At 72.0% G+C, this 21,474-nt stretch carries 24 protein-coding genes, 1 tRNA gene, 1 pseudogene and 1 riboswitch; of the genes and pseudogenes, 15 read left to right on the top strand and 11 right to left on the bottom strand.

Annotated features, from left to right (window positions below):
- Positions 1–120 precede the first annotated feature (120 nt).
- Both AB0O53_RS26985 and AB0O53_RS26980 read right to left on the bottom strand, forming a co-directional pair.
- The gene (locus AB0O53_RS26985) at positions 121–477 is read right to left on the bottom strand and encodes a DUF488 domain-containing protein (RefSeq protein WP_350999010.1); all 357 of its coding nucleotides are present in this window, start codon (positions 475–477) and stop codon (positions 121–123) included.
- On the bottom strand, positions 477–896 hold the full coding sequence (locus AB0O53_RS26980) for a hypothetical protein (RefSeq protein ID WP_350999008.1): 420 nt from the start codon (positions 894–896) through the stop codon (positions 477–479). Before AB0O53_RS26980 ends, AB0O53_RS26985 begins: the two co-directional genes overlap by 1 nt.
- 195 nt (positions 897–1,091) lie before the next feature.
- On the opposite strand from AB0O53_RS26980, the gene AB0O53_RS26975 reads away from it, so the two are divergent.
- A complete protein-coding gene (locus tag AB0O53_RS26975; RefSeq protein ID WP_350999006.1) occupies positions 1,092–1,844 on the top strand; it encodes an MBL fold metallo-hydrolase in 753 nt (250 codons plus the stop codon).
- Positions 1,845–1,945: 101 nt separating this feature from the next.
- Here AB0O53_RS26975 and AB0O53_RS26970 read toward each other — a convergent pair whose 3' ends face one another.
- Both AB0O53_RS26970 and AB0O53_RS26965 read right to left on the bottom strand, forming a co-directional pair.
- Positions 1,946–3,220 (bottom strand): PTS transporter subunit EIIC, encoded by a 1,275-nt coding sequence (locus tag AB0O53_RS26970; RefSeq protein ID WP_350999003.1) that lies wholly within the window; start codon positions 3,218–3,220, stop codon positions 1,946–1,948.
- A gap of 266 nt (positions 3,221–3,486) precedes the next feature.
- On the bottom strand, positions 3,487–4,782 hold the full coding sequence (locus AB0O53_RS26965) for a PTS transporter subunit EIIC (RefSeq protein ID WP_350999000.1): 1,296 nt from the start codon (positions 4,780–4,782) through the stop codon (positions 3,487–3,489).
- Between the two features lie 222 nt (positions 4,783–5,004).
- Between AB0O53_RS26965 and AB0O53_RS26960 the strand changes: the two are divergent.
- From AB0O53_RS26960 to rdgB, 4 genes and pseudogenes are all read left to right on the top strand, one after another.
- Positions 5,005–5,247: pseudogene (locus tag AB0O53_RS26960) on the top strand (PTS sugar transporter subunit IIB); the annotation flags it as partial.
- A 107-nt stretch (positions 5,248–5,354) separates the two neighbouring features.
- The gene (gene rph / locus AB0O53_RS26955) at positions 5,355–6,080 is read left to right on the top strand and encodes a ribonuclease PH (RefSeq protein ID WP_350998998.1); all 726 of its coding nucleotides are present in this window, start codon (positions 5,355–5,357) and stop codon (positions 6,078–6,080) included.
- Between the two features lie 136 nt (positions 6,081–6,216).
- A complete protein-coding gene (locus AB0O53_RS26950; protein ID WP_350998995.1) occupies positions 6,217–6,597 on the top strand; it encodes a hypothetical protein in 381 nt (126 codons plus the stop codon).
- A 7-nt stretch (positions 6,598–6,604) separates the two neighbouring features.
- Complete coding sequence (gene rdgB, locus AB0O53_RS26945) at positions 6,605–7,219, top strand: RdgB/HAM1 family non-canonical purine NTP pyrophosphatase (protein ID WP_350998992.1); 615 nt, start codon at positions 6,605–6,607, stop codon at positions 7,217–7,219.
- A 65-nt stretch (positions 7,220–7,284) separates the two neighbouring features.
- Here rdgB and AB0O53_RS26940 read toward each other — a convergent pair.
- From AB0O53_RS26940 to bcp, 4 genes are all read right to left on the bottom strand, one after another.
- Positions 7,285–7,360, bottom strand: a tRNA-Leu gene (locus AB0O53_RS26940).
- Between the two features lie 45 nt (positions 7,361–7,405).
- Positions 7,406–7,942 carry an HNH endonuclease signature motif containing protein gene (locus AB0O53_RS26935; protein ID WP_365198893.1) on the bottom strand — a complete coding sequence of 179 codons (537 nt, stop codon included), beginning with the start codon at positions 7,940–7,942 and terminating at the stop codon, positions 7,406–7,408.
- Positions 7,939–8,580, bottom strand: a complete 642-nt coding sequence (locus tag AB0O53_RS26930; protein ID WP_365198890.1) for an HNH endonuclease signature motif containing protein — start codon at positions 8,578–8,580, stop codon at positions 7,939–7,941. The genes AB0O53_RS26935 and AB0O53_RS26930 overlap by 4 nt, the downstream gene beginning before the upstream one ends.
- A gap of 143 nt (positions 8,581–8,723) precedes the next feature.
- Positions 8,724–9,191 (bottom strand): thioredoxin-dependent thiol peroxidase, encoded by a 468-nt coding sequence (gene bcp / locus AB0O53_RS26925; RefSeq protein ID WP_350998985.1) that lies wholly within the window; start codon positions 9,189–9,191, stop codon positions 8,724–8,726.
- Between the two features lie 122 nt (positions 9,192–9,313).
- Between bcp and AB0O53_RS26920 the strand changes: the two genes are divergently transcribed.
- The 3 genes from AB0O53_RS26920 (at position 9,314) to AB0O53_RS26910 (ending at position 10,490) form a co-directional block, all read left to right on the top strand.
- Positions 9,314–9,634, top strand: a complete 321-nt coding sequence (locus AB0O53_RS26920; RefSeq protein WP_350998983.1) for a DUF3618 domain-containing protein — start codon at positions 9,314–9,316, stop codon at positions 9,632–9,634.
- Positions 9,635–9,677: 43 nt separating this feature from the next.
- Positions 9,678–10,019, top strand: a complete 342-nt coding sequence (locus tag AB0O53_RS26915) for a GroES family chaperonin (RefSeq protein ID WP_030009035.1) — start codon at positions 9,678–9,680, stop codon at positions 10,017–10,019.
- A 49-nt stretch (positions 10,020–10,068) separates the two neighbouring features.
- Positions 10,069–10,138: riboswitch (guanidine-III (ykkC-III) riboswitch) on the top strand.
- Positions 10,139–10,169: 31 nt separating this feature from the next.
- The gene (locus AB0O53_RS26910; RefSeq protein WP_030026576.1) at positions 10,170–10,490 is read left to right on the top strand and encodes a DMT family transporter; all 321 of its coding nucleotides are present in this window, start codon (positions 10,170–10,172) and stop codon (positions 10,488–10,490) included.
- Between the two features lie 34 nt (positions 10,491–10,524).
- On the opposite strand, the gene AB0O53_RS26905 is transcribed toward AB0O53_RS26910, so the two are convergent.
- Entirely contained in the window at positions 10,525–13,026 is a 2,502-nt protein-coding gene (locus AB0O53_RS26905) for a transglycosylase domain-containing protein (RefSeq protein WP_365198886.1), read from the bottom strand.
- Positions 13,027–13,304: 278 nt separating this feature from the next.
- Between AB0O53_RS26905 and AB0O53_RS26900 the strand changes: the two genes are divergently transcribed.
- The 5 genes from AB0O53_RS26900 (at position 13,305) to AB0O53_RS26880 (ending at position 19,067) form a co-directional block, all read left to right on the top strand.
- The gene (locus tag AB0O53_RS26900; RefSeq protein WP_350999225.1) at positions 13,305–14,108 is read left to right on the top strand and encodes an ABC transporter permease; all 804 of its coding nucleotides are present in this window, start codon (positions 13,305–13,307) and stop codon (positions 14,106–14,108) included.
- On the top strand, positions 14,101–14,988 hold the full coding sequence (locus AB0O53_RS26895; RefSeq protein ID WP_434094459.1) for an ABC transporter permease: 888 nt from the start codon (positions 14,101–14,103) through the stop codon (positions 14,986–14,988). The genes AB0O53_RS26900 and AB0O53_RS26895 overlap by 8 nt, the downstream gene beginning before the upstream one ends.
- Positions 14,989–15,030: 42 nt before the next feature.
- The gene (locus tag AB0O53_RS26890) at positions 15,031–15,999 is read left to right on the top strand and encodes an ABC transporter ATP-binding protein (RefSeq protein ID WP_365198883.1); all 969 of its coding nucleotides are present in this window, start codon (positions 15,031–15,033) and stop codon (positions 15,997–15,999) included.
- Between the two features lie 114 nt (positions 16,000–16,113).
- A complete protein-coding gene (locus tag AB0O53_RS26885; RefSeq protein WP_365198881.1) occupies positions 16,114–16,782 on the top strand; it encodes a DUF1707 SHOCT-like domain-containing protein in 669 nt (222 codons plus the stop codon).
- Positions 16,783–17,807: 1,025 nt separating this feature from the next.
- Entirely contained in the window at positions 17,808–19,067 is a 1,260-nt protein-coding gene (locus AB0O53_RS26880) for a DUF445 domain-containing protein (protein WP_435886676.1), read from the top strand.
- On the opposite strand, the gene AB0O53_RS26875 is transcribed toward AB0O53_RS26880, so the two are convergent.
- Both AB0O53_RS26875 and AB0O53_RS26870 read right to left on the bottom strand, forming a co-directional pair.
- Positions 19,037–20,062, bottom strand: a complete 1,026-nt coding sequence (locus AB0O53_RS26875) for a hypothetical protein (RefSeq protein ID WP_365198879.1) — start codon at positions 20,060–20,062, stop codon at positions 19,037–19,039. The two genes, AB0O53_RS26880 and AB0O53_RS26875, sit on opposite strands and share 31 nt — an antisense overlap.
- Positions 20,063–20,096: 34 nt before the next feature.
- On the bottom strand, positions 20,097–20,633 hold the full coding sequence (locus AB0O53_RS26870; RefSeq protein WP_350998968.1) for a GNAT family N-acetyltransferase: 537 nt from the start codon (positions 20,631–20,633) through the stop codon (positions 20,097–20,099).
- Between the two features lie 185 nt (positions 20,634–20,818).
- Between AB0O53_RS26870 and AB0O53_RS26865 the strand changes: the two genes are divergently transcribed.
- Complete coding sequence (locus AB0O53_RS26865; protein WP_365198876.1) at positions 20,819–21,010, top strand: hypothetical protein; 192 nt, start codon at positions 20,819–20,821, stop codon at positions 21,008–21,010.
- Positions 21,011–21,049: 39 nt separating this feature from the next.
- Positions 21,050–21,346, top strand: coding sequence for a hypothetical protein (locus AB0O53_RS26860; RefSeq protein ID WP_359117877.1), 297 nt, complete (start codon positions 21,050–21,052; stop codon positions 21,344–21,346).
- The last annotated feature ends 128 nt before the right edge of the window (positions 21,347–21,474 follow it).

The raw sequence follows: 21,474 nt of genomic DNA, 5'->3' as shown, positions 1-21,474 counted from the left end.
CGGGGCTGGATCGCGCACAGCGCGATTCCAGCCCCGCCGGCGTTTGAGGCGCGGGTCCGGGCAGCGCCCGGGAAACGGAGAAAGGGCGGGGCGGGGAGAGGCTCCGCGCAGCGGCACGCGCTAGCCGGACAGCCGCTCCGCCAGGATCGCCGCATGGCTGGAGCCCGGGTCCTTCACGGCGGTCAGCAGCGTCACCGGTCCGCCGCGCGCGACCAGCCCGCGGAGGCGATCCAGCTCCGCCACCGCCTCCGGCTCCGCCAGCTCCGCCTCGTACCGCTGCCGAAACCCGTCGGCCGAGCCCCCGTCGTGGAACCACTTGCGCAGCTCCGTCGACGGAGTGACCGCCTTGGGCCACTCGTCCACCCCCGCCACCGCCTTCGCCAGGCCGCGCGGCCACAGCCGGTCCACCAGGACCCGCAGCCCGTCGGCCGCCGGCTCCGGCGGGTCGTACACGCGCCGCAAGCGGATCTCCGGCATCACCGACCGCCTCCCAGTCCCTTGACCTCGTCCCACACCGCGGGGTCCAGCATCCCCAGCCGGGCCCGGAAGTCCCACAGCGACACCTCGTCCGGCCGGTCCGCCTCCAGGAAACCCGCCCGGCCCTGCGCCCCCACCGTCCCCGGGGGCAGCGGGATCACCCCGGCCCGCCGGTCGTCGTACTTCGCGGTGATCCACGCGACCCGCGCCCGGTGCTCCCGTACCGGGCCCACGCCCAGGACCAGGCAGGTCCGGCCGTCCGCCAGGGTCCACAGCTCACCCGGCTGCGGGTGCGGCGGCCGGCCGGTCCCGTGCGCGGGCGGGGTCCGGCGGGGGACGCCCAGCCGCCCCCCGGCGATCAGCATCACCAGGGCCAGAGCCACGACCGCGGCCACCGCGGGCCACCAGGACGTGTCCATGTTTCGACCGTAGCCGCGCGGGAAGGCCCCGGCACGGCAACGCCCGTGCGCACCGTCGCTCCCCCGGGTGACAGCGCAGGTGATTCCCCCCACAACGGCCTGCCGCGGAGGAGCGACCGGACGTTTCGCGCCTTACGCTCGACCCACGCACGGCCCGCATTCCGTCCACGGACCGTCCACGGAGGTTCACGCTCCATGAAGCTCACCGTCGTCGGCTGTTCGGGGTCGTTCCCGTCCGCGGAATCGGCCTGTTCGAGCTACCTCGTCGAGGCCGACGGCTTCCGGCTGCTGCTCGACATGGGCAACGGCGCCCTCGGCGATCTCCAGCGGCACTGCGGTCTCTACGACCTCGACGCGATCTTCCTGAGCCATCTGCACGCCGATCACTGCATCGACATGTGCGCCTACTTCGTCGCCCGCTACTACCGCCACGAGGGCGGCCGCTGCGGCACCATCCCCGTCTTCGGCCCCGAGGGCACCGAGAAGCGGCTCACCACGGCCTACGACGACGTCCCCGACGAGCGCTCGATGAGCGAGGTCTTCGACTTCCGCACCCTGAAGTCCGGGACCTTCGAGATCGGCCCCTTCCAGGTCCGCACCGAGCGGGTCGCGCACCCCGTCGAGTCCTACGCCATCCGTGTCGAGCACGGCGGCCGCTCGCTCACGTACTCCGGCGACACCGGCGTCTGCGCCGAGCTGGGCCAGCTCGCCGAGGGCGTCGACCTCTTCCTCTGCGAGGCCTCCTTCACGCACGGCAAGGAGGACATCCCCGACCTCCACCTCAACGGCCGGGAGGCCGGCGAGTACGCCCACGGCGGCGGCGTCGGGCGGCTCGTCCTCACCCACATCCCGCCGTGGACGGACCCCGCGCAGAACCTCGCCGACGCCCGCGCGGTCTACGACGGCCCGGTCGACCTGGCGTACGCGGGAGCGGTCTACGAGGTCTGAGCCCGACCCGGCGGCGCCCGGCGCTCCGGCGCGCCACCGGCACGAGGAAGCCCCCGCCCTCCCGGAAGGGAGAGCGGGGGCTTCGTCGGTGGTGCGGGGTCCTACTTGGCCTCGGCCTTCGCCATCTCGGCCAGCTCCTCGTCGGACTCGCGGCCCGGCGTGGGGAGGTTGAACTTGGTGATCGCGAAGCGGAAGCCGAAGTAGTAGACGGCTCCGAAGACCAGACCGATCGGGATGATCATCCACGGGTTGGTCGCCTTGCTCCAGCCGAGTCCGAGGTCGATCAGACCCGCGGAGAAGGTGAAGCCCGCGTGGACCCCGAGCGCCCAGGTGATCGCCATGGACAGGGCGGTCAGGACCGCGTGGATCGCGTAGAGCACCGGCGCGATGAACATGAACGAGAACTCGATCGGCTCGGTGACACCGGTGACGAACGAGGTGAGCGCGAGCGAGACCATCATGCCGGTGACGGCCTTGCGGCGCTCCGGGCGGGCGGTGTGCGCGATGGCCAGGGCGGCGGCCGGCAGACCGAACATCATGATCGGGAAGAAGCCCGTCATGAACAGACCGGCGTCCGGGTCACCGGCGAAGAAGCGGTTCAGGTCGCCGTGGACGACCTCGCCGGCGGCGTTGGTGAAGTCACCGATCTGGAACCAGGCGACGGTGTTGACGAACTGGTGCATGCCGATCGGGATCAGCGCGCGGTTGATGGCGCCGAAGACGCCGGCGCCCGCGGCGCCCAGACCGGTCATCCACTCACCGAAGTTGGAGATGACCTCGCCGATCGGCTCCCACACCACACCGAAGAACACACCGGCGAGGACGCCGACGAAGGCCATGATGATCGGGACGAGGCGGCGGCCGTTGAAGAAGCCGAGCCAGTCCACCAGCTTGGTGCGGTGGAAGCGCTGCCACAGGACCGCGGCGAGCAGACCCATGATGATGCCGCCGAGGACGCCCGGGTTGTTGTACGTCGCGGCGACGTCGACACCCTTGTTCTCGGTGGTGTTGATGACGGCCTCGGTCACCGGGAAGGCGGTGAGGACGTTCTTGTAGACCAGGAAGCCGACGAGCGCGGCGAGCGCCGTGGAGCCGTCCGCCTTCTTGGCGAAGCCGATCGCCACGCCGATGCAGAACAGCAGCGGGAGGTTGGCGAAGACGGCGTCACCGGCGGTGGCGAACACCGTGGCGACCTTGCCCCAGCCGAGGCCGTCCTTGCCGAAGACGTCGGGCTGGCCGAGGCGCATCAGGATGCCTGCGGCGGGCAGGACGGCGATGGGCAGCTGGAGGCTGCGGCCGACCTTCTGCAGACCCTGGATCAGGCCGGCTCCCCGCTTCTTGGCGGGCGGCGCAGCGGCGTCAGTAGCCGTACTCATAACTTCCTCCGGGGAGCAAGGCGCCGCCAAGGGGGTGGAGCCAAGGGGGACGGCGACGTCTCAGAAAGGGGGAACACGCCGCCGGGGGAAGCGGTCGTGGTCTACACCAATCGTGGTGTAGACCAGTTGTAACACGGTGAGGGATAGATAAGGAACCTTCGTTTTCCTGTGGCCTGGGTCACACTCTCCGAGGCGTGCCGAAGGGCCCCCGGATCGTGATCCAGGGGCCCTTGACGGACCGTGCGGTAACCCTGCCGGGGCCGGGCTCAGGCCTTGGTGTTCTCCGCCTGCATCGCCGCGATCTCCTCGTCCGACTCCCGGCCGGGCGTCGGGATGTCGAACTTCGTGATCGCGAACCGGAAGACGACGTAGTAGACGACCGCGAAGCCGAGACCGATCGGAATGATCAGCCAGGGCTTCGTGGCCAGCCCCCAGTTGATGACGTAGTCGATCAGGCCCGCCGAGAAGCTGAAGCCGTCGTGCACGCCGAACGCCCACGTCACCGCCATCGACACGCCCGTCAGCACCGCGTGGACCGCGTACAGCGCCGGCGCGACGAAGAGGAAGGAGTACTCCAGCGGTTCGGTGATCCCGGTGACGAACGAGGTCAGGGCCACCGACAGCATCAGGCCCCCGACCTCCTTGCGCCGCTGCGGCTTCGCGCAGTGCGTGATCGCCAGCGCCGCCGCGGGCAGGGCGAACATCATGATCGGGAAGAAGCCGGTCAGGAACAGGCCCGCGTTCGGGTCACCGCTCAGGAACATGTTGATGTCGCCGTGCACCACCTCGCCGTTCGGCTTGGTGAAGCTGCCGAACTGGAACCACACCGGCACGTTCAGGAACTGGTGCAGGCCGATCACCAGCAGCGCGCGGTTCGCCACCCCGAAGATGCCCGCGCCCCAGTAGTCCAGGCCCACCAGCCAGTCGGAGAAGCTCTCCAGCGCGTCGCCGATCGGCGGCCAGATCCACAGGCAGAGCGCGGCGAAGGCGATCGCCACGAAGGCCATGATGATCGGGACCAGCCGGCGGCCGTTGAAGAAGCCGAGCCAGTCCACCAGCTTCACCCGGTGGTAGCGCTGCCAGAACCACGCGGCCAGCAGGCCCATCACGATGCCGCCGAACACCCCCGGGTTCTGGAAGGTGTACTGCGCGAAGGTCTCGTCCGGCCCGAGGCAGCCGCCCCCGACGTCCTTCGTCCCGTCGGGGCACGGCACCGGGAACGCGCGCAGGACGCTGCGGTAGACGAGGAAGCCGGCCACCGCCGCCAGCGCCGTCGAGCCGTCGGCCTTCTTGGCCATGCCGATCGCGACGCCGACACAGAAGAGGAGGGGCAGCCCGAGATCGGCATTGAGCAGCGCGCCGCCGGCCGCGGCCATGACCTTGGCGATCTGCGGCCAGACGCCGGTGCCCTCGGCGTCGATCAGGCCGAGCCGGTTCAGGATGCCCGCCGCGGGCAGGACCGCGATCGGCAACTGCAGGCTCCGGCCCATCTTCTGCAGCCCCTGGTACAGGGTGTTGCGCCGGGACGGTCCCGGTACTGCGGCGGCGCTGCTCGCACTCATCGGCGTCTCCCTGACCGGCCCGGATTTTTTGGCTGCGGCAGCAGTAGCGTGCACACTGGTGTAGACCAGTTGTGGGCAGGTTGCTGCTGATCGTCATCATTCGGCAGGGACCGGACATGCGCTCGCGTAGATGGGCCAACCGTGCGTTACCGTGACAACGCGGGCCGTGCAGGTGGGTAGCCACGTACTGGCCGCCGAGACTCGTTCTTCGAAACACTCAGGGAGAAACACATGGCCACCAAGGCTGAGAAGATCGTCGCCGGGCTCGGCGGCATCGAGAACATCGAAGAGGTCGAAGGCTGCATCACCCGCCTGCGCACCGAGGTCATCAACCCCGACCTCGTCGACGAGGCCGCCCTCAAGGCCGCCGGCGCCCACGGCGTCGTCCGCATGGGCACCGCGGTCCAGGTCGTCATCGGCACCGACGCCGACCCGATCGCCGCCGACATCGAAGACATGATGTGATCCGGACTCCCTGAAGTCCGGGCCGCCCGGCCCGAAGCCACGACGGACCCCGTCCCGCACCCCGGACGGGGTCTTCGCGTTCCCGGCCACCCACTAGGCTCGGACACATGTCTCGCATCGACGGCCGTACGCCCGAACAGCTCCGCCCGGTCACCATCGAACGCGGATGGAGCAAGCACGCCGAGGGCTCCGTCCTCATCTCCTTCGGAGACACCAAGGTCTTCTGCACCGCCTCCTTCACCGAAGGCGTCCCGCGCTGGCGCAAGGGCAGCGGCGAAGGCTGGGTCACCTCCGAGTACTCGATGCTGCCGCGCTCCACCAACACCCGCGGCGACCGCGAATCCGTCCGCGGCAAGATCGGCGGCCGCACGCACGAGATCTCCCGCCTCATCGGCCGCTCGCTGCGCGCCGTCATCGACTACAAGGCCCTCGGCGAGAACACCATCGTCCTGGACTGCGACGTCCTCCAGGCCGACGGCGGCACCCGCACCGCCGCCATCACCGGCGCCTACGTCGCCCTCGCCGACGCCGTCGCCTGGGGCCAGAAGAAGAAGCTCGTCAAGGCCGGCCGCAAGCCCCTCACCGGAACCGTCGCCGCCGTCAGCGTCGGCATCGTCGACGGCGTCCCGCTCCTCGACCTCTGCTACGAGGAGGACGTGCGCGCCGAGACCGACATGAACGTGGTCTGCACCGGCGACGGCCGCTTCGTGGAGGTCCAGGGCACCGCCGAGGGCGAGCCCTTCGACCGCAAGGAACTCAACGCCCTCCTCGACCTCGCCGCCGGCGGCTGCGCCGACCTCGAGGCCATCCAGCGGGGCGCGCTGGAGCTGTAACCAGCGGGCAACCGCAGGACGCCACCCGGCGTCCCTACGGACAACGGGCGCACGGTGTCACCACCGTGCGCCCGCCCCGTCCAACCCGTCCAACCCGTCCGCACCGTGCACGTCCACGTCCTCTCGGGAGAACCGTATGAAGCTCCGCATAGCGGCAGTAGCCGTGGCAGCCGTCCTGACCGTCCCGGCCCTTTCCGCCTGCGACGCCATCTCCACGGCGATGGACTGCGCGAACACGGCGGTCGCCATCACGGACGGCGCGAACGACCTCCAGCAGGCCGTCTCCCAGGCGGGCAACAGCCCCCAGGACGCCAAGAACGCCCTCGACCAGATCGAGGCGAACCTCAAGAAGATCGGCGACCAGACGGACAACGCCGACCTGGGCAAGGCCATCAACTCGATGAACACCGCCGTCACGAACGTCCGCACCGCCATCGAGAGCGGCAACCCCGCCCCGGACATCAAGCCGGTCGCCGACGCCGCGAGCGAGATCTCCAAGGTCTGCACCCCGGGATAATGAGGGCATGACCTCGACGCCCAGCAGCCTGATCCTCGCGACCCGCAACGCGGGCAAAGTCTCCGAACTGCGCGCCATCCTCGCCGACGCCGGCCTGCCCCACGGGCTGGTCGGCGCGGACGCGTACCCGGAGATCCCCGACGTCAAGGAGACCGGCGTCACCTTCGCCGAGAACGCCCTCCTCAAGGCCCACGCCCTGGCCCGGGCCACCGGCCTGCCGGCGGTCGCCGACGACTCCGGCCTGTGCGTGGACGTCCTGCACGGCGCCCCCGGCATCTTCTCGGCCCGCTGGGCCGGCCGCCACGGCGACGACAAGGCCAACCTGGACCTGCTCCTGGCCCAGCTCGGCGACATCGCCGACGAGAACCGCGGCGCCCACTTCTTCTGCGCGGCGGCCCTCGCCCTGCCGGACGGCACCGAACGCGTCGTGGAGGGCCGCCTCCTGGGCACCCTGCGCCACGCCCCCTCGGGCACCGGCGGCTTCGGCTACGACCCGATCCTGGAGCCCCTGGGCGAGTCCCGCACCTGCGCCGAACTGACCCCGGCCGAGAAGAACGCCATCTCCCACCGCGGCCAGGCCTTCCGCGCCCTGGTCCCCTTCATCCGCGCCCTGCTGCCCTGACACCGGGACCCGCACACGCCGAAGGGCTTGCTTCCCCGGAATCCGGGGAAGCAAGCCCTTCGTGCTGGTACGCCCGATCGGATTCGAACCGACAGACACGACCACCTAAAGATCGCCGCTCAGCCGTTGGCGTACGGGCGCGAGCCAAGACCACTGTACTGGGTGACGGCTGGAATCGGGCGGGCCTTAGCTGCCGGATCCGCCGGGTCTCCCGCCGCGGCACCACGTGCTCGTGACCGCGTGGCAGTTGGGGCACAAGAGTCGGAGGTTCTCGCGCCGGTCGTTGCTCCAGTCGCCATCGATGTGGTCGATCTCCAGGGTCATCGGCTGCCCCAGCCAGACGGGGGGCGTTCCGCACATCGCGCAGTACTCAGGGACACCGACCTCGCGCAGCGCGCGCAGGAGCAGGTGGGAGCGCGTACGCCGCCGCCCATCGTGCCTGACGAGGACGTCCTCGGCCCGCCGCATCTGTACGGTTCCGGTTCGGCCGCGGTGGTGTGCTTGACCGAGGAAGTGCGAGGTCGACAGTCCGTCCTCGGGGATCCAGGACTTGAGGGCTTGGTTCATGCTTCCCGAGGGCTCCCGGCCCAGCCGCCGCAGTGTTTCGGCCAGTGAGCGAGACGCGGCGACCGCCTCGCGCAGGACGGTGGCCTCGGGCTTCACGCGCGGTGTGTACGCCCGGCGTTGGCGCGCCGCGGCGCCGGTGTCGACGGAATGCGTCATCGCCGTCGGCCCTTCGCGCGGCCGCGGTACGTGTCCGTGGTGGAGTGGCAGTTGGGGCACAACAGTCTCAGGTTCTCCGGCAGGTTGTTGCGCCAGTCGCCGTCGATGTGGTCGACCTCGAGGGAGAGCGGGCGACCCTGCCAGACGGCTTCGATGCCGCACATCCGGCATGCTTCGGGGACGCCCAAGGTGGCCAAGGCTCGCTTGAGGTGTGCGCTCTGCATCCGGCGGGCCTGTGGGCCCTCCTGCCTCGCCAGCAGGGATTCCGGGGTCCTTCGCACCTTCGGACGTCCCGCGGACGAGGGCAGTGCGAAGTGGGAGGTGTCTATCCCGAGCGCCTTCACCCTGCGGCTGATGTGGGTGTGGTGACCGCCAACCACGTCGAGACCGAGACGTCTGAGGACCTCACACATCGTCGTCGAGGCGGCGACGGCCTCGGCCAGTACTTCCCGCGTCCACCGCACCCCCTCACGCTCGAAGTGCGACACGTCCACACCGAGCCTCCGCATGCGATCGCGCAGGTAGCGCCGCGACGGGCCGCTCGGGTCCACCTCCAATCTCTGCAAGGCTTCCGTCAGCGTCCGCGCCCCTGCGGCAGCCTTCGTCAGGCGTTCCTTCGTATATGGACTTGTCGGCATTCCGCCCCCCTCGTTCCGGCCGCGCGTGCGGGCCTCGTACGGGGTAACGGGTTCGGTGGGCGGACGGTCACGGGGTGGTTCGTCCGATAAGCGGAGCGGGCCGCCCCGGGTGTGGGGCGGCCCGCTCCGGGAGGACGGGGGCGTCAGATGCCCAGGTCCTTGATGATCTTGGCTACGTGGCCCGTCGCCTTCACGTTGTAGAAGGCGTGCTCGACCTTGCCCTCCTCGTCCACGACCACCGTGGAGCGGATGACGCCCGTGACCGTCTTGCCGTACAGCTTCTTCTCGCCGAACGCCCCGTACGCCGTCAGCGTCTCCTTCTCCGGGTCGCCGACCAGGGTGACCTTCAGGTGCTCCTTCTCGCGGAACTTCGCCAGCTTCTCCGGCTTGTCCGGGGAGACGCCGATGACGTCGTAGCCGGCCGTGGCCAGGAGGTCCAGGTTGTCCGTGAAGTCGCAGGCCTGCTTCGTGCAGCCCGGCGTCAGGGCGGCCGGGTAGAAGTAGACGATGACCTTGCGGCCCTTGTGGTCGGCGAGCGAGACCTCGTTGCCGTCCGCGTCGGGCAGGGTGAAGGCGGGGGCGGTGTCGCCCGGCTGGAGTCGCTCGCTCATCTCACAGTCTCCTCGGGAGGGGATCGGTACCTCACGAGACTAAGCTGACAGACTGTTCACGGCGGACTACGCCCCCACACGATCACGACCACGAACACGAACACGACGACGGAGGCAGCGCGGTGTCGGAAGCCAGGACCCCCGCACAGATCGAGGCGGACATCGTCCGCCGCCGCGAGCAGCTCGCCGAGACGCTCGACGAGATCGGCGTGCGCGTGCACCCGAAGACGATCATCGGGGACGCGAAGGCCCGGGTCGCCTCGACCGTCGACCAGACCGCGGGGCGGGCCTTCGCGGGCGTGAACCGCCTCGTGACGGACGTCCGGGACGGTATGCGCCACGAGGACGGGGCCCCGCGCCTGGAGCGCCTCGTGCCCGTCGCGCTGCTCGCCGTCGGCGTCGTCGGCCTGCTCGTGGTCTCGGCGCGCCGCAGGCGCGGATGACCCTGGGCGGTACGGGAGGGGCGCGGACAGGTAGGTTCGGGGCGTGAGCGAGAACACCACCCACGACAAGCTGCCCATCCGCATGCTGCACGACCGCGTGCTCGTGAAGTCCGATCTGCCCGAGGGCGAGCGGCGTTCCGGCGGCGGCATCCTGATCCCGGCGACGGCCGCCGTGGGCAAGCGGCTGGCCTGGGCCGAGGTCGTCGCGGTCGGGCAGAACGTACGGACCGTCGAGCCCGGGGACCGGGTGCTGTACGACCCCGAGGACCGCGCCGAGGTCGAGGTGCGCGGGGCGACGTACGTGCTGATGCGCGAGCGGGACCTGCACGCCGTGGCCGCGGAGCGGCTGGAGGGGTCGGAGGACTCCACCGGGCTGTACCTCTGACCGGACGCGGGACGGCAAGGGCTGGTGGCCGAGGTCACCGGCCCTTTTCGCTGCCCTTTGCTACGGTGGGGGAGAACCCGACGAGACGCGCCGTACCGGGTACGACAAGACGACGCACCCCGTATCGCTCGATGTCTCGGAGGTGCCGTCATGGCCTGGGTTCTTCTTCTTCTCGCCGGTCTGCTCGAAGTCGGCTGGTCGATCGGCATGAAGTTCACCGAGGGCTTCACCCGGCTCTGGCCCAGCGTTTTCACGGGTGCCGGGATCGTGGCCAGCATGGTGCTGCTGTCCTACGCCGCGAAGACCCTGCCCATCGGCACGGCGTACGGGGTGTGGGTGGGCATCGGTGCCGCCGGTGCGGCCGTGCTCGGTATGGCGGTGCTGGGTGAGCCCGTCACCGCCGCCCGGATCTTCTTCATCTGCCTGCTGCTGGTCGCCGTGGTGGGGCTGAAGGCGACCTCCGGTCACTGACGCCTCCGGTCACTGACCTCCCGGCTCGCTCCGGTCACTCCAGGAACGCGGACGGCGGGCGGGGGCCGCCGACCATGCCGCCGCCGTCCCAGCCGCCTCCGCCCCCGCTCCCGCTCCCGCCGCCCCCGTCGGAGCCCGTCCCGCCCTGGCTGCCGGCGGTGGCGCCGCCCTGGTCGCCCCGGCCGGTGCCGCCGTCGTCCTGGCCGCCCTGGCCGCGGCCCCCGGTGTCCTGGCCGCCTTGCGTCTGTCCGCCGTCGTTGCGGCCGCCGCCGTCCCGGCCCCCGTTGTCCCGGCCGCCCTGGGTGCGGCCCCCGTCGCCCTGCCCGCCGTTGTCCTGGCCGCGGGACGGCGGGTCCGGCTGCTGGGGCGGGGTCGGGGTGTCGTCGTCGCCGGGCGTCTCCTGCGGGGATTCCGACTGCCAGGAGGGCGGCGGCGGGGACTGCGCGGCGCCCGGCTGGAGGTCGAGGTCGAAGTCGACGGGGTCGGTGCCCTCCAGCGCGGTCTTGGTGTACGCGGCCCAGATCCGGGCCGGGTAGCCGCCACCGCCGATACGGGGCTCGCCCAGGGCCCCGTACAGCGACTCCAGGGTGCCGGTGTCCGGGTCCTGGCCCATCATCGCGACCACGGTGACCAGGTCCGGGGTGTAGGCGGCGAACCAGGCGGAACGGTCCAGCTCGCCGGTGCCGGTCTTGCCGGCGGCCGGGTGGCCGGCGGCGAGGGCCGCCGTACCGGTGCCGTTGTCCACGACGCTGACCAGCATGGACGTGGTGGTGTCGGCGGCCTCGCGGCTGATGGCCTGGACGGGGGTGCGTTCGGGCAGGGGGATCTTGTCGTCGCCCTTCGCGATCTCCTCCACGAAGGTGTAGGGGGTGCGGCGGCCGTGGTCGGCGAGGGTCGCGTACGCCTGGGTCATGTCGAGGACGCTGGCCTGGAGGGTGCCGAGCGCCATGGCCGGGCCGACCACGAAGTTCGGGGTGTCCTCGGGGATGCCGAGGTCGATGGCGGTCTTCTTGACCCTGGCGGTGCCGACGTCGACGGCCATCTGCGCGTACACGGCGTTCACGGAGAGGTCGGTGGCGGTGTTGACGGTGATGTTGCCGTAGGAGACCTGGCCCTCGTTCTCGGGGGCGAAGCGGATCCGGCCGCCGACGACGGGGCGCTTGTTGTCGCCGTTGTAGAGGGTGTTGGGGGTGATCCTGCGGCCGTCCTGCGTGCGGGAGCCGTTCTCGACGGCGGCCGCGAAGACGAACGGCTTGAAGGTGGAGGCGACCTGGTAGTCGTGCCGGGTCGCGTTGTTCACGTACTGCCGGGTGTAGTCGACGCCGCCGTACAGGGCGACGACCTTGCCGGTGGCCGGGTCGATGGAGACGCCGCCGGCCCGGACCACCCGGTCCGCCTTGCGCGCCTCGGGATCGAGCCTGCTCAGCATCTGGTCGTCGACGGCTTCGACGAAGTCGGCCTGGCGGCGCCGGTCGATGGTGGTCCTGATGCGGTAGCCGCCCTCGGCGAGGGTCTTGTCGTCGAGGATCTCGCGTTCGAGGATGAACTCCTTGATCGCTTCGACGAGGTAGCCGCGCTGGCCGGACAGGCCCGCGGCGGCCCGGACCTTGCCGGGCTCGGGGAACGTCGTGGCCGCGCGCTCGGCGGCGGGCAGCCAGCCCTTCTTGACCATGCCGTCGAGGACGTAGTTCCAGCGGGCGAGGGCGCGGGCGCGGCTCTGCGGGTGGGAGACGACGTCGAAGGCGCTGGGGGAGTTGAGCAGGGTGGCGAGGTAGGCGCCCTCGGCGGTGGTGAGGGCGGAGACGTCCTTGCCGTAGTACGCCTGGGAGGCGGCCTGGATGCCGTAGGCGTTGCGGCCGAAGTAGCTGGTGTTCAGGTAGCCCTCGAGGATGTAGGCCTTGGACTTCTCGCGACCGAGTTTGATCGCGATGAAGAACTCTTTGGCCTTGCGTTTGATCGTCTGTTCCTGGCCCAGGTAGTAGTTCTTGACGTACTGCTGGGTGATCGTCGAGCCGGACTGGGTGCCCTTGCCGGTGGCCGTGTTCCAGGCGGCGCGGACCATCGCCTTGGGGTCCACCGCCCGTTCGGAGTAGAAGTCCCGGTCTTCTGCGGCGAGTACGGCCTCCTGGACGGTCAGCGGGATCTGCGACAGGGGCACGTTGACGCGGTTGACCTCGCCGTCGCGGGCGAGCTGGGAGCCGTCGGAGTAGAGGTAGACGTTGGACTGCGCGGTCGCGGCGGCGTTGGCGGGCGGGATGTCGACGAGGAGGTAACCGGCGACGAGGCCGCCGCCGATCAGGAGGGCGAGGAGCAGTACGGTGCCCAGGACCATGCGCCAGGTGGGGAGGAGCCGGCGCCATCCGGTCCGCCCGCGGCGGGCCTTGCCGCCGCGCCCCGGAGGCTGTGGCCCCGGCTGCGCCGGCTGCCGCTGCTGCCGCGGCGGCTCCGGCGGCTGCCCGGCGTGCGGGTGGGGAGCGCCGGGCGGGGTGTCCGGGTCTCGAGGGGTCCAGCCCGCGGGTGGTGACTGGTCGCTCATCTCCAGGACTCCTCGACGCTGTTCGAAATATCCACTTCTGTACCTCATGGTGTCTACCCGATGGCCGGTGACCACCGCCCTGGACCGGGGTAAATCGGTCGCGTGGCTCGCCCCTCCGCACTAAGCTCGCGCGCTTTGGCCGACTCGGCCGACCTGGCCGACGTAGGAACGACGCGGAAAACGGAGGGGATACGGTGCGCCAGAGAGTGCGCCAGAGAGTGCGCCAGAGAGTGCGCCAGGGAGCGGGCCGGGGAGCGGGCCGGAGCGCGGACCGGAGCGTGGCCCTCTACGCGGCGGTCGCGGCGGGCGGATTCCGGCGCTACGCCACCTACGGCACGGCGACCGCGGCCGGTGTGTTCACCAACACCGTGTTCGGCTTCATCGTCGCGTTCACGTACATCGCCCTGTGGGACCAGCGCCCGGGGCTGGGCGGTTACGACCAGTCACAGGCCCTCACCTTCGTGTGGGTGAGCCAGTCGCTGCTGGCCGCCGGGGCGTTGATCGGCGGCGGGTTCCAGGAGGAGATCCAGGAGCGGATCCGCACGGGCGACATCGCCGTCGACCTGTACCGGCCCGCGGACCTCCAGATGTGGTGGCTCGCGGCCGACCTGGGCCGGGCCGCCTTCCAGCTGCTGGGGCGCGGGCTGGTCCCGCTCGTGGCGGGGGCGCTCGCCTTCCGGCTGGCGCTGCCCTGGGACCCGTGGCGCTGGCTGCTGTTCCTGGTGTCCGTCGGGCTCGGGCTGGTGGTGAGCTTCGCGCTGCGCTACCTGCTCGGGCTGCTCGCCTTCTGGCTGCTGGACGGGGCCGGGATCAACCTGATGGCGACCGTCGTCTCGGTCTTCTTCTCGGGCATGCTGCTGCCGCTGACCGTCTTCCCGGGAGCCTTCGGGGAGTTCGTGCGCGTCCTGCCGTGGTCGGCGATGCTCCAGGTTCCGATGGACGTCCTGCTGGGGGTGCACTCGGGGGCCGGGGCGGCGGTCGGCGCGCTGGGCTTCCAGGCCGGCTGGGTCCTCGTACTGCTGGGCATCGGGCGGCTGTTGCAGTCGGCGGCGACGCGGAAGGTGGTGGTCCAGGGTGGCTGAGGCGGTCGGGACCGCCGAGGCGGTACCGGAGCGGGAGTTCGCGGCCCCGGAGGTGCCGGCCCGGGCGCGCGGCCGGGTCCGGGAGGGGCTGCGCGGCTACGGCCTGATCGTGGCCATGTGGGTCCGGTCGACGATGACGTACCGGACGTCCTTCGTCCTGGCGACGCTGGGGAACGCGGCGATCACGCTGCTGGACTTCGTCGCGATCTTCATCATGTTCTCGCACGTGGACGTCCTCGGCGGCTTCACGCTGCCCGAGGTCGCCCTGCTGTACGGGTCCTGCTCGGCGTCGCTGGGGCTGGCGGACCTGCTGCTGGGGAACACCGACCGGATCGGCCTGCGGGTCCGCGACGGTTCGCTCGACACCATGCTGGTGCGGCCGGTCCCGCTGCTCGCGCAGGTCGCGGCCGACCGCTTCGCGCTGCGCCGGCTGGGCCGGATCGCGCAGGGGCTGGGACTGCTGGGCTGGGCGCTGTGGTCGCTGGACGTGGACTGGACGGCCGGGAAGGTGCTGCTGGTGCCGGTGATGGTGCTGGCCGGTGCGGCGATCTTCGCGGCGGTGATGGTGGCCGGGGCGGCCTTCCAGTTCATCGCCGGGGACGCGGCGGAGGTGCAGAACTCCTTCACCTACGGCGGCTGCACGATGCTGCAGTACCCGCCGACGATCTTCGCGACGGAGCTGCTGCGCGCGGTGACCTTCATCGTCCCGCTGGCCTTCGTCAACTGGCTGCCCGCGCTGTACGTGCTGGGGCGGCCCGATCCGCTGGGGCTGCCGGGGTGGGCCGCGTTCCTGAGCCCGCTGGTGGCCTTCGCGGTGTTCGTGCCCGCGTCGCTGGCCTGGCGCGCGGGAGTCCGTTCGTACCGGAGCACGGGGAGCTGAGCCGTGGTGGACGTGGATGTGGATGTGGCTGGGGAGGTGGCCGTGGACGACGTGCTGATCTCGCTGGACGGGGTCGAGAAGGTCTTCGACGTACGACGCCGGGTGGGCCTGATGCGCCGGGAGAAACGCCAGGTCAGGGCGGTGGACGGGATCAGCTTCACGGTCGCGCGCGGTGAGATGGTCGGCTACATCGGGCCCAACGGGGCCGGGAAGTCCACCACCATCAAGATGCTGACCGGGATCCTCACCCCGAGCGGCGGCCGGCTGCGGGTGGCGGGCATCGACCCGGCGCGGGAGCGGGTGCGTCTCGCGCAGCGGATCGGGGTGGTCTTCGGGCAGCGCACCACGCTGTGGTGGGACCTGCCGCTGAAGGACTCGTACGGGCTGATGCGGCGGATGTACCGGGTGCCGAAGGCGCGGTTCGAGGAGAACCTGGAGCGGTGCGTGGACCGCCTCGACCTGGGTGAGCTGCTCGACGTGCCGGTGCGCCAGCTGTCGCTGGGGCAGCGGATGCGCGGGGACATCGCGGCGGCGCTGCTGCACGATCCGGACGTGCTGTACCTGGACGAGCCGACGATCGGGCTCGATGTGGTGAGCAAGGCGAAGGTACGGGGCTTCCTGCGGCAGTTGAACGAGGAGCGCGGTACGACGGTGCTGCTGACCACGCACGACCTGCAGGACATCGAGCAGCTCTGCGAGCGGGTGATGGTGATCGACCACGGGCGGCTGATGTACGACGGGGCGCTGGGCGGGCTGCACGCGGCGGGGTCGGTGGGGGAGAGCGAGCGGACGCTGGTGGTGGACCTGGAACGGGAGCTGGCGCCGATCAGCGTGCCGGGGGCGCGGGTGGTGAAGGTGGAGGGTCCCAGGCAGTGGCTGGCCTTCCCGGCGGGTGCGTCGGCCGCGCCGCTGGTGTCGGCGGTGGCGGCGGAGTACCCACTGGTGGACCTGTCGGTGCGGGAGCCGGACATCGAGGACGTGATCGCGCGGATGTACGCGGGGCGGGGCTGACGGCCGGGGCGGGCCGTCGGAGCCGGTCCTCGGGGGCGCTCTCAGGGTTCGCTCGGGGGCGGTCTCAGGGGCCGGACCATACAACTCCCGCCCGCCGGTGCATAGTCTGGGCGCATGAGTGACGAGCGGCCGGAGAAGCAGTTGCCGGACTTGAGGGCGTCGGATGCCGACCGGGACCGGGTGGTGGAGCGTCTTCGGGACGCCGTCGCCGAGGGCCGGCTCGACATGGAGGAGTTCGAGGAGCGGCTGGAGGCGGCGTACAAGTCCCGTACGTACGCCCAGCTGGAACCGCTGACGGCGGACCTGCCGGCGGCCCCGGGTGCGGCTGCGGCGGCCGTGCCGGCGGCTGCGCCGGCCGCGGCGGCGGGCACGGCCTGGCCGGGCCGGATCGGCGGGACGGGCTCGTCGGCGCTGGCCGTCGCGGTGATGTCGGGCTTCCAGCGCAAGGGCAGGTGGACGGTCCCGGCCCGCTTCGACGCGGTGGCGTTCTGGGGCGGCGGCGAGCTGGACCTGCGCGAGGCGGACTTCGCGCAGCGCGAGGTGGTGATCAACTGCGTCGCGATCATGGGCGGTATCGAGATCACGGTGCCGCCGGGGGTGGACGTCGACGTACGGGGCTTCGGCTTCATGGGCGCCTTCGACCAGCGCGACAGCCCGGGGCCGACGGAGCCGGGCGCTCCGCGGGTGGTGGTGACGGGTTTCGCCTTCTGGGGCGGCGTGGAAGTCAAGATCAAGAAGCCCAAGCGCCCCCTGGGCGGCCCGTCCCTGCGCAAGGAACTCTGACCGTCCTGGGTTGCGGGTTTCCGCGGAGCGTCTGCTCGTCTCCTCGGCTCGGCCGGTGTTCCCGGGGCTCCGCCCCGGACCCCGCGCCTCAATCGCCGGCGAGGCTGAATTGGGCCGGGTTTTCGCGGGGCGGGATGCGAGGGGTGGGGCAGTGCCCCGCCGGAGTGTCTCCTCGGCTCGGCGCCTGCGGGGTGTCGCGGCCAGGCGGCCGTGGTCGCGCGCTCGTCCTGCGGGGACACTCCGCCGTGTCCCCACCCCACGCCCAGGCTTCGGCGCTCGCGGAACCGGGCTCGCGCTGTTGGAGCGGGGACGGTGAGGGGTGTCCCCGCAGGACGAGCGCGCAACCACCCTGCACAGCCGAGACATGCCCGCACGCGCCGAGCCGAGGAGACACCCCTCGGCGGCACCGCGACCCGGCCGCCACCGAGCCCGAATCCCGCCCGGCCTCCCGCGAGGGAACCCGCACCGAGCCCGGATCCCGCCCCGCGCAGCGCGAAGGCCGGGCCAGGGGCCGTACCCCCGACCGCTGCCCGCGGAAGCGGTTCGGCCGGGCCGGAGCCGGGGCACCCCGAAGCATCACCCCCGCGGGAGCGGGAAGGCTGGGTCCGGGCAGCGGAGCCGTACCCGCCGCGGAGCGGACGGCCGGGCCCGGGCTCGCCCGGACCGCCACCCGCGCGGTGGCGACACCGTGGGGTTCGGGGAGCGGGCAGCCCAGGCGTACCTCGCCGCGGAACGGCCGACCCGGGCCCGGGCTCGCCCGGACTGCCACCCCCGCGGGAGCGGAAGGGCGTGGCGGGAACTCCACCGGCCTCCCAGGAGTCGGATGCTATGCAGACAAAACCGGCGCCCCCGGGGGAAGGCAGGAGCACGTGGACAACCGCAGCACACCAGGCGGCCCAGCAGGCGGCTCGGCAGGCGGCACGCCCAGCCGCGGCACGCCCAGCGGCGGCGGCGCGGCCGGGGCCATCGCCCCGCCGCCCGCGCCGCAGCCACCACCGTCACCGCCCCCCGCCCGCGGAGCGTTCGTGTTCAACGCCGCCGACGAGGAGCGCCGCCGCGGCGTCCGCCGGATGAAGGCCACCGCGACCGGCCTGCTCCTCCTGGTCGCGCTGGTGTACGTACTGGCCAAGTACGCCCAGCACGCCTGGGGCGCCGGCGGCTGGGCCGGCTACGTGGCCGCCGCCGCGGAGGCCGGCATGGTCGGCGCGCTCGCGGACTGGTTCGCCGTCACGGCCCTGTTCAAGCGGCCGCTCGGCCTGCCCATCCCGCACACCGCGATCATCCCGACCAAGAAGGACCAGCTCGGCGTCACCCTCGGCGAGTTCGTCGGCGAGAACTTCCTCTCCGCCGACGTGGTCCGGGCCCGCCTGCACTCCCTCGCCATCGGCGGCCGCCTCGGCGCCTGGCTGGCCGAGCCCGCGCACGCCGACCGCGTCACGGCCGAACTGGCCACGGCCCTGCGCGGCGCGCTGACCGTCCTGCGCGACTCCGACGTCCAGGCCGTGGTCGGCGAGGCCATCACCCGGCGCGCCGAGACCGCCGAGATCGCGCCGGGCCTCGGCAAGACCCTGCAGAAGGTCGTCGCCGACGGCGGGCACCGCCGCGCCGTCGACCTCGTCTGCGCCAAGGCGCACGACTGGCTGGTCACCCACGGGGACTCGATCACGGACGCGGTCCAGGGCGGAGCCCCCGGCTGGACCCCGCGGTTCGTGGACCGCAAGGTCGGCGAGCGCGTCTACAAGGAGCTGCTCCGCTTCGTCACGGAGATGCGGGACATGCCCGAGCACCCGGCGCGCGCGGCGGTGGACCGCTTCCTGCGGGACTTCGCGTCCGACCTCCAGTCGGACACGGCGACGCGCGCGAAGGTGGAGCGCCTCAAGTCCGAGATCCTGGCCCGTGACGAGGTCCAGGACGTCATCGCCTCCGCCTGGTCCGCGATCCGCTCGATGATCATCTCGGCGGCGGAGGACGAGCAGAGCGAGCTGCGCCTGCGCGTCCGCGCCTCGCTGATGTCCCTGGGCGCGCGCCTGGCCACCGACGGGCGCCTCCAGGCGAAGCTGGAGGGCTGGATCGAGGGGGCGATCGTCTACGTGGTCACCACCTACCGCAGGGAGATCACCTCGCTGATCACCGACACGGTGGCGGCCTGGGACGCCGAGCACACCTCCCGCAAGATCGAGGCCCACATCGGCCGCGACCTGCAGTTCATCCGTATCAACGGCACGGTGGTCGGCGCCCTGGCGGGCTTGCTGATCTACACGGTCTCCCGCGCCTTCGGAGCGTAGGGGGACGCGGCGAGCGGCAGTTCCAGCTGGGCGTGTCCGCGGGCGGTGACCTCCGGCGGGGCGGCGCGGGCGGCGCCCAGGGCGAGCAGCGCGCGCAGGGCGGCGATCAGGTCCGCCGGCTCCTCCCGCAGGATCCCGGGCGTCGTGCTGACCACGAGGACGCCCCGGGCCTCCAGGCGCAGCCGGCGGCGGAGCGTGGCCTGCCAGGAGTCGCGCGTGTAGTGGTACTCCGCGGAGTCGATCTCCAGGGCCACTCCCTCCTCGGGCCAGTAGGCGTCGGGGCTGGCGAGGAAGGAGCCGTCGGGTCCGTGGAGCCGGGCGTTCCAGAGCGGAGCGGGCAGGTCCGTTGCCGAGAGGGCGTCGCGGGCGCGGCCCTCGGCGATCGAGCGGACCCCGGCGACCAGTTCGGCGGCCGCCGTCCGGACGGCCGGGCGGTGTCGGACCCGGCCCGCGCGCAGTTCGGCGTGCAGGTCGTGCGGGTGGCACCAGCCGCCTTGGACGACGTTCGCGAGGACGGAGCGTACGAGGTCGGGGTCGTCGGTGCGGGCCGCGAAGTCGGTGGCGGCCCGGACGGGGCGGGTGCTGGGCACCCCGGCGATGGTGATGGTCGCGGGCCAGCGGGTGGTGGAGGCGGGCCGGACGCGGCCGGTGGCCGTGACCGACCGCGGGGCGCGCACGAGGACGTCCAGGGGGTCGGGCGGTGCGTCGCGGATGCCGATGAGCGCGAGGGCGGCGCCGCCGGTGAGCGCGGCGGCGGTGCCGGAGAGCGGGTCCGCGGCGGGCGGGGCGGCGTACAGGACGGCGGAGAGGGCCTGCTGCCGGGTGTCGGGTGGGCCGGTCTGCAGCAGGTACACCCGTGGCAGGAGCCGCTGCCAGGGTCCTCCGCGGCGGCTGCGGCCGCTGATGGTGGCGGCCGGGATGCCGGCCTGCCGGAGCTGGTGGTGGGTGGCCATGTTCAGCTGGCGTTGGGCGATGCGGGCGATACGGGTGATCATGCCCCCGGTATGCCCGGTGGCGGGCGGCCGACGCTCAGGCCGAGGGGTGGTTCGGGGCGAGGAAGACGACGACGCCGTTCTCCGTGCCGGGCAGCGGCTTCACCTCGTGCCAGCCGAGCCGGTGGTAGGTGGCGACGGTGTCGGTGGCCACCCGGGCGGTCAGCAGCCAGGCGCGGTCGTCGGGGGCGTCGGCGGTGATCTCGGCCAGCAGGGCGCGCCCGGTGCCGTGCCCGCGGGCGTGCGGGCGTACGGCGAGTTCGTCGATCTCCAGGGCGCCGACGAGCAGGTCCCGTACGCGCTGCCGGCCGAGCTGCGCGGCGACCTGTCCGTAGGCGCGGCCGGTCGGGAAGACGCGCGGGGTCAGCCAGGCGGTGGCGAATCCGTCGACGCCGAGGGGCGACTGCGCAAAGGCGGTACGGAAACCGGTGCGGCGGCTGTCGGCCTGGAGCCGCACGGCGAACTGGCGAATGGTTTCTTCATCTTCGTTCCACGGCGGTGCGGAGAAGACCTCGCCGTAGGCGTCGGCCAGTTCGTCCGTGAGGTCGAGGACGGCCGGTCCGTAACAGATCACGTTTGCAGCTCCTTGGGCCGGCTTGGGTGGCTTGGGTCGTATCGCCCGTATCGAAGACCGAATCTACGCCCGGTGCGTTCCCGGGAAGGGAGGTCCGCAGATCCGGAGGGTGTGCGACAAATCCGACTTCCGTACGTGTCGTGGGCCACCCGTATCGGCCCGCCCGGCCCGGCGTTGAGCCCGGTGTGCGCAACAGCCTCCTGAGCCGAGTCCTGATGGGTGCCGCCGCCTGTGCGGTGGCGTTCTTCGTGATCCTGGGGGTGGTGGCGGTGCTGCCGCGGTCCCTGCAGGACGCGCTGCCCGACAACGTGCTGGGCGGGGCCGCCGTCGTACTGGCGGTGGCGGCCGGGCGCCGCTTCGCCCGCCGGGCGCGTTAGCCTCGTTCGGTCACGTTCGAACGGCAGGAGGCCCCCACGATGGCGCAGTTCCCCACATCGGTCGTAGCCGCAGGCGGCCTCGTCGGCGGTTACGCCGCAGCCCGCTGGACCGGCAAGCGCCCCCTCGGCGGCGTGGTCCTCGCGGCGGCCGGCACCCTCGCCGCCCGCGAGTGGCACCGCCGCACGTCGCCGACGACGACGGCGCTGCTGGGCGCGGCCTACGTCGCCGCCTTCGCCGGCTCCCACCCCCTGGCGAAGAAGATCGGCGCCTGGCCGGCCGTCTTCACGGCAGCCGCCGCAGTGGCCGCCACCACCTACGCCACGGCGGACCGCTAGCCCGCCGACGGGTCCGGCCTCGCTCAAGCCGAGTCCTCCGATCGCCGGGGCCACGGGCGTCGGCGGTTTTGTGACGCCATACCGAATGGGAATCCGGCCGGTCCACAATGGTGGCGTGGAGAAATTGG

This window comes from Streptomyces erythrochromogenes (genome assembly GCF_040684695.1).
Classification (GTDB): Bacteria; Actinomycetota; Actinomycetes; order Streptomycetales; family Streptomycetaceae; genus Streptomyces; species Streptomyces erythrochromogenes_C.
This window is presented reverse-complemented; position numbering and strand designations above follow the sequence as displayed.

What these genes read in the sequence shown, in the direction of transcription:
- AB0O53_RS26985 (WP_350999010.1), bottom strand. Translation starts at nt 477, where the DNA reads ATGCCGGAGATCCGCTTGCGGCGCGTGTACGACCCGCCGGAGCCGGCG.
- AB0O53_RS26980 (WP_350999008.1), bottom strand. Translation starts at nt 896, where the DNA reads ATGGACACGTCCTGGTGGCCCGCGGTGGCCGCGGTCGTGGCTCTGGCC.
- AB0O53_RS26975 (WP_350999006.1), top strand. Translation starts at nt 1,092, where the DNA reads ATGAAGCTCACCGTCGTCGGCTGTTCGGGGTCGTTCCCGTCCGCGGAA.
- AB0O53_RS26970 (WP_350999003.1), bottom strand. Translation starts at nt 3,220, where the DNA reads ATGAGTACGGCTACTGACGCCGCTGCGCCGCCCGCCAAGAAGCGGGGA.
- AB0O53_RS26965 (WP_350999000.1), bottom strand. Translation starts at nt 4,782, where the DNA reads ATGAGTGCGAGCAGCGCCGCCGCAGTACCGGGACCGTCCCGGCGCAAC.
- rph (WP_350998998.1), top strand. Translation starts at nt 5,355, where the DNA reads ATGTCTCGCATCGACGGCCGTACGCCCGAACAGCTCCGCCCGGTCACC.
- AB0O53_RS26950 (WP_350998995.1), top strand. Translation starts at nt 6,217, where the DNA reads ATGAAGCTCCGCATAGCGGCAGTAGCCGTGGCAGCCGTCCTGACCGTC.
- rdgB (WP_350998992.1), top strand. Translation starts at nt 6,605, where the DNA reads ATGACCTCGACGCCCAGCAGCCTGATCCTCGCGACCCGCAACGCGGGC.
- AB0O53_RS26935 (WP_365198893.1), bottom strand. Translation starts at nt 7,942, where the DNA reads ATGACGCATTCCGTCGACACCGGCGCCGCGGCGCGCCAACGCCGGGCG.
- AB0O53_RS26930 (WP_365198890.1), bottom strand. Translation starts at nt 8,580, where the DNA reads ATGCCGACAAGTCCATATACGAAGGAACGCCTGACGAAGGCTGCCGCA.
- bcp (WP_350998985.1), bottom strand. Translation starts at nt 9,191, where the DNA reads ATGAGCGAGCGACTCCAGCCGGGCGACACCGCCCCCGCCTTCACCCTG.
- AB0O53_RS26910 (WP_030026576.1), top strand. Translation starts at nt 10,170, where the DNA reads ATGGCCTGGGTTCTTCTTCTTCTCGCCGGTCTGCTCGAAGTCGGCTGG.
- AB0O53_RS26905 (WP_365198886.1), bottom strand. Translation starts at nt 13,026, where the DNA reads ATGAGCGACCAGTCACCACCCGCGGGCTGGACCCCTCGAGACCCGGAC.
- AB0O53_RS26885 (WP_365198881.1), top strand. Translation starts at nt 16,114, where the DNA reads ATGAGTGACGAGCGGCCGGAGAAGCAGTTGCCGGACTTGAGGGCGTCG.
- AB0O53_RS26875 (WP_365198879.1), bottom strand. Translation starts at nt 20,062, where the DNA reads ATGATCACCCGTATCGCCCGCATCGCCCAACGCCAGCTGAACATGGCC.
- AB0O53_RS26860 (WP_359117877.1), top strand. Translation starts at nt 21,050, where the DNA reads ATGGCGCAGTTCCCCACATCGGTCGTAGCCGCAGGCGGCCTCGTCGGC.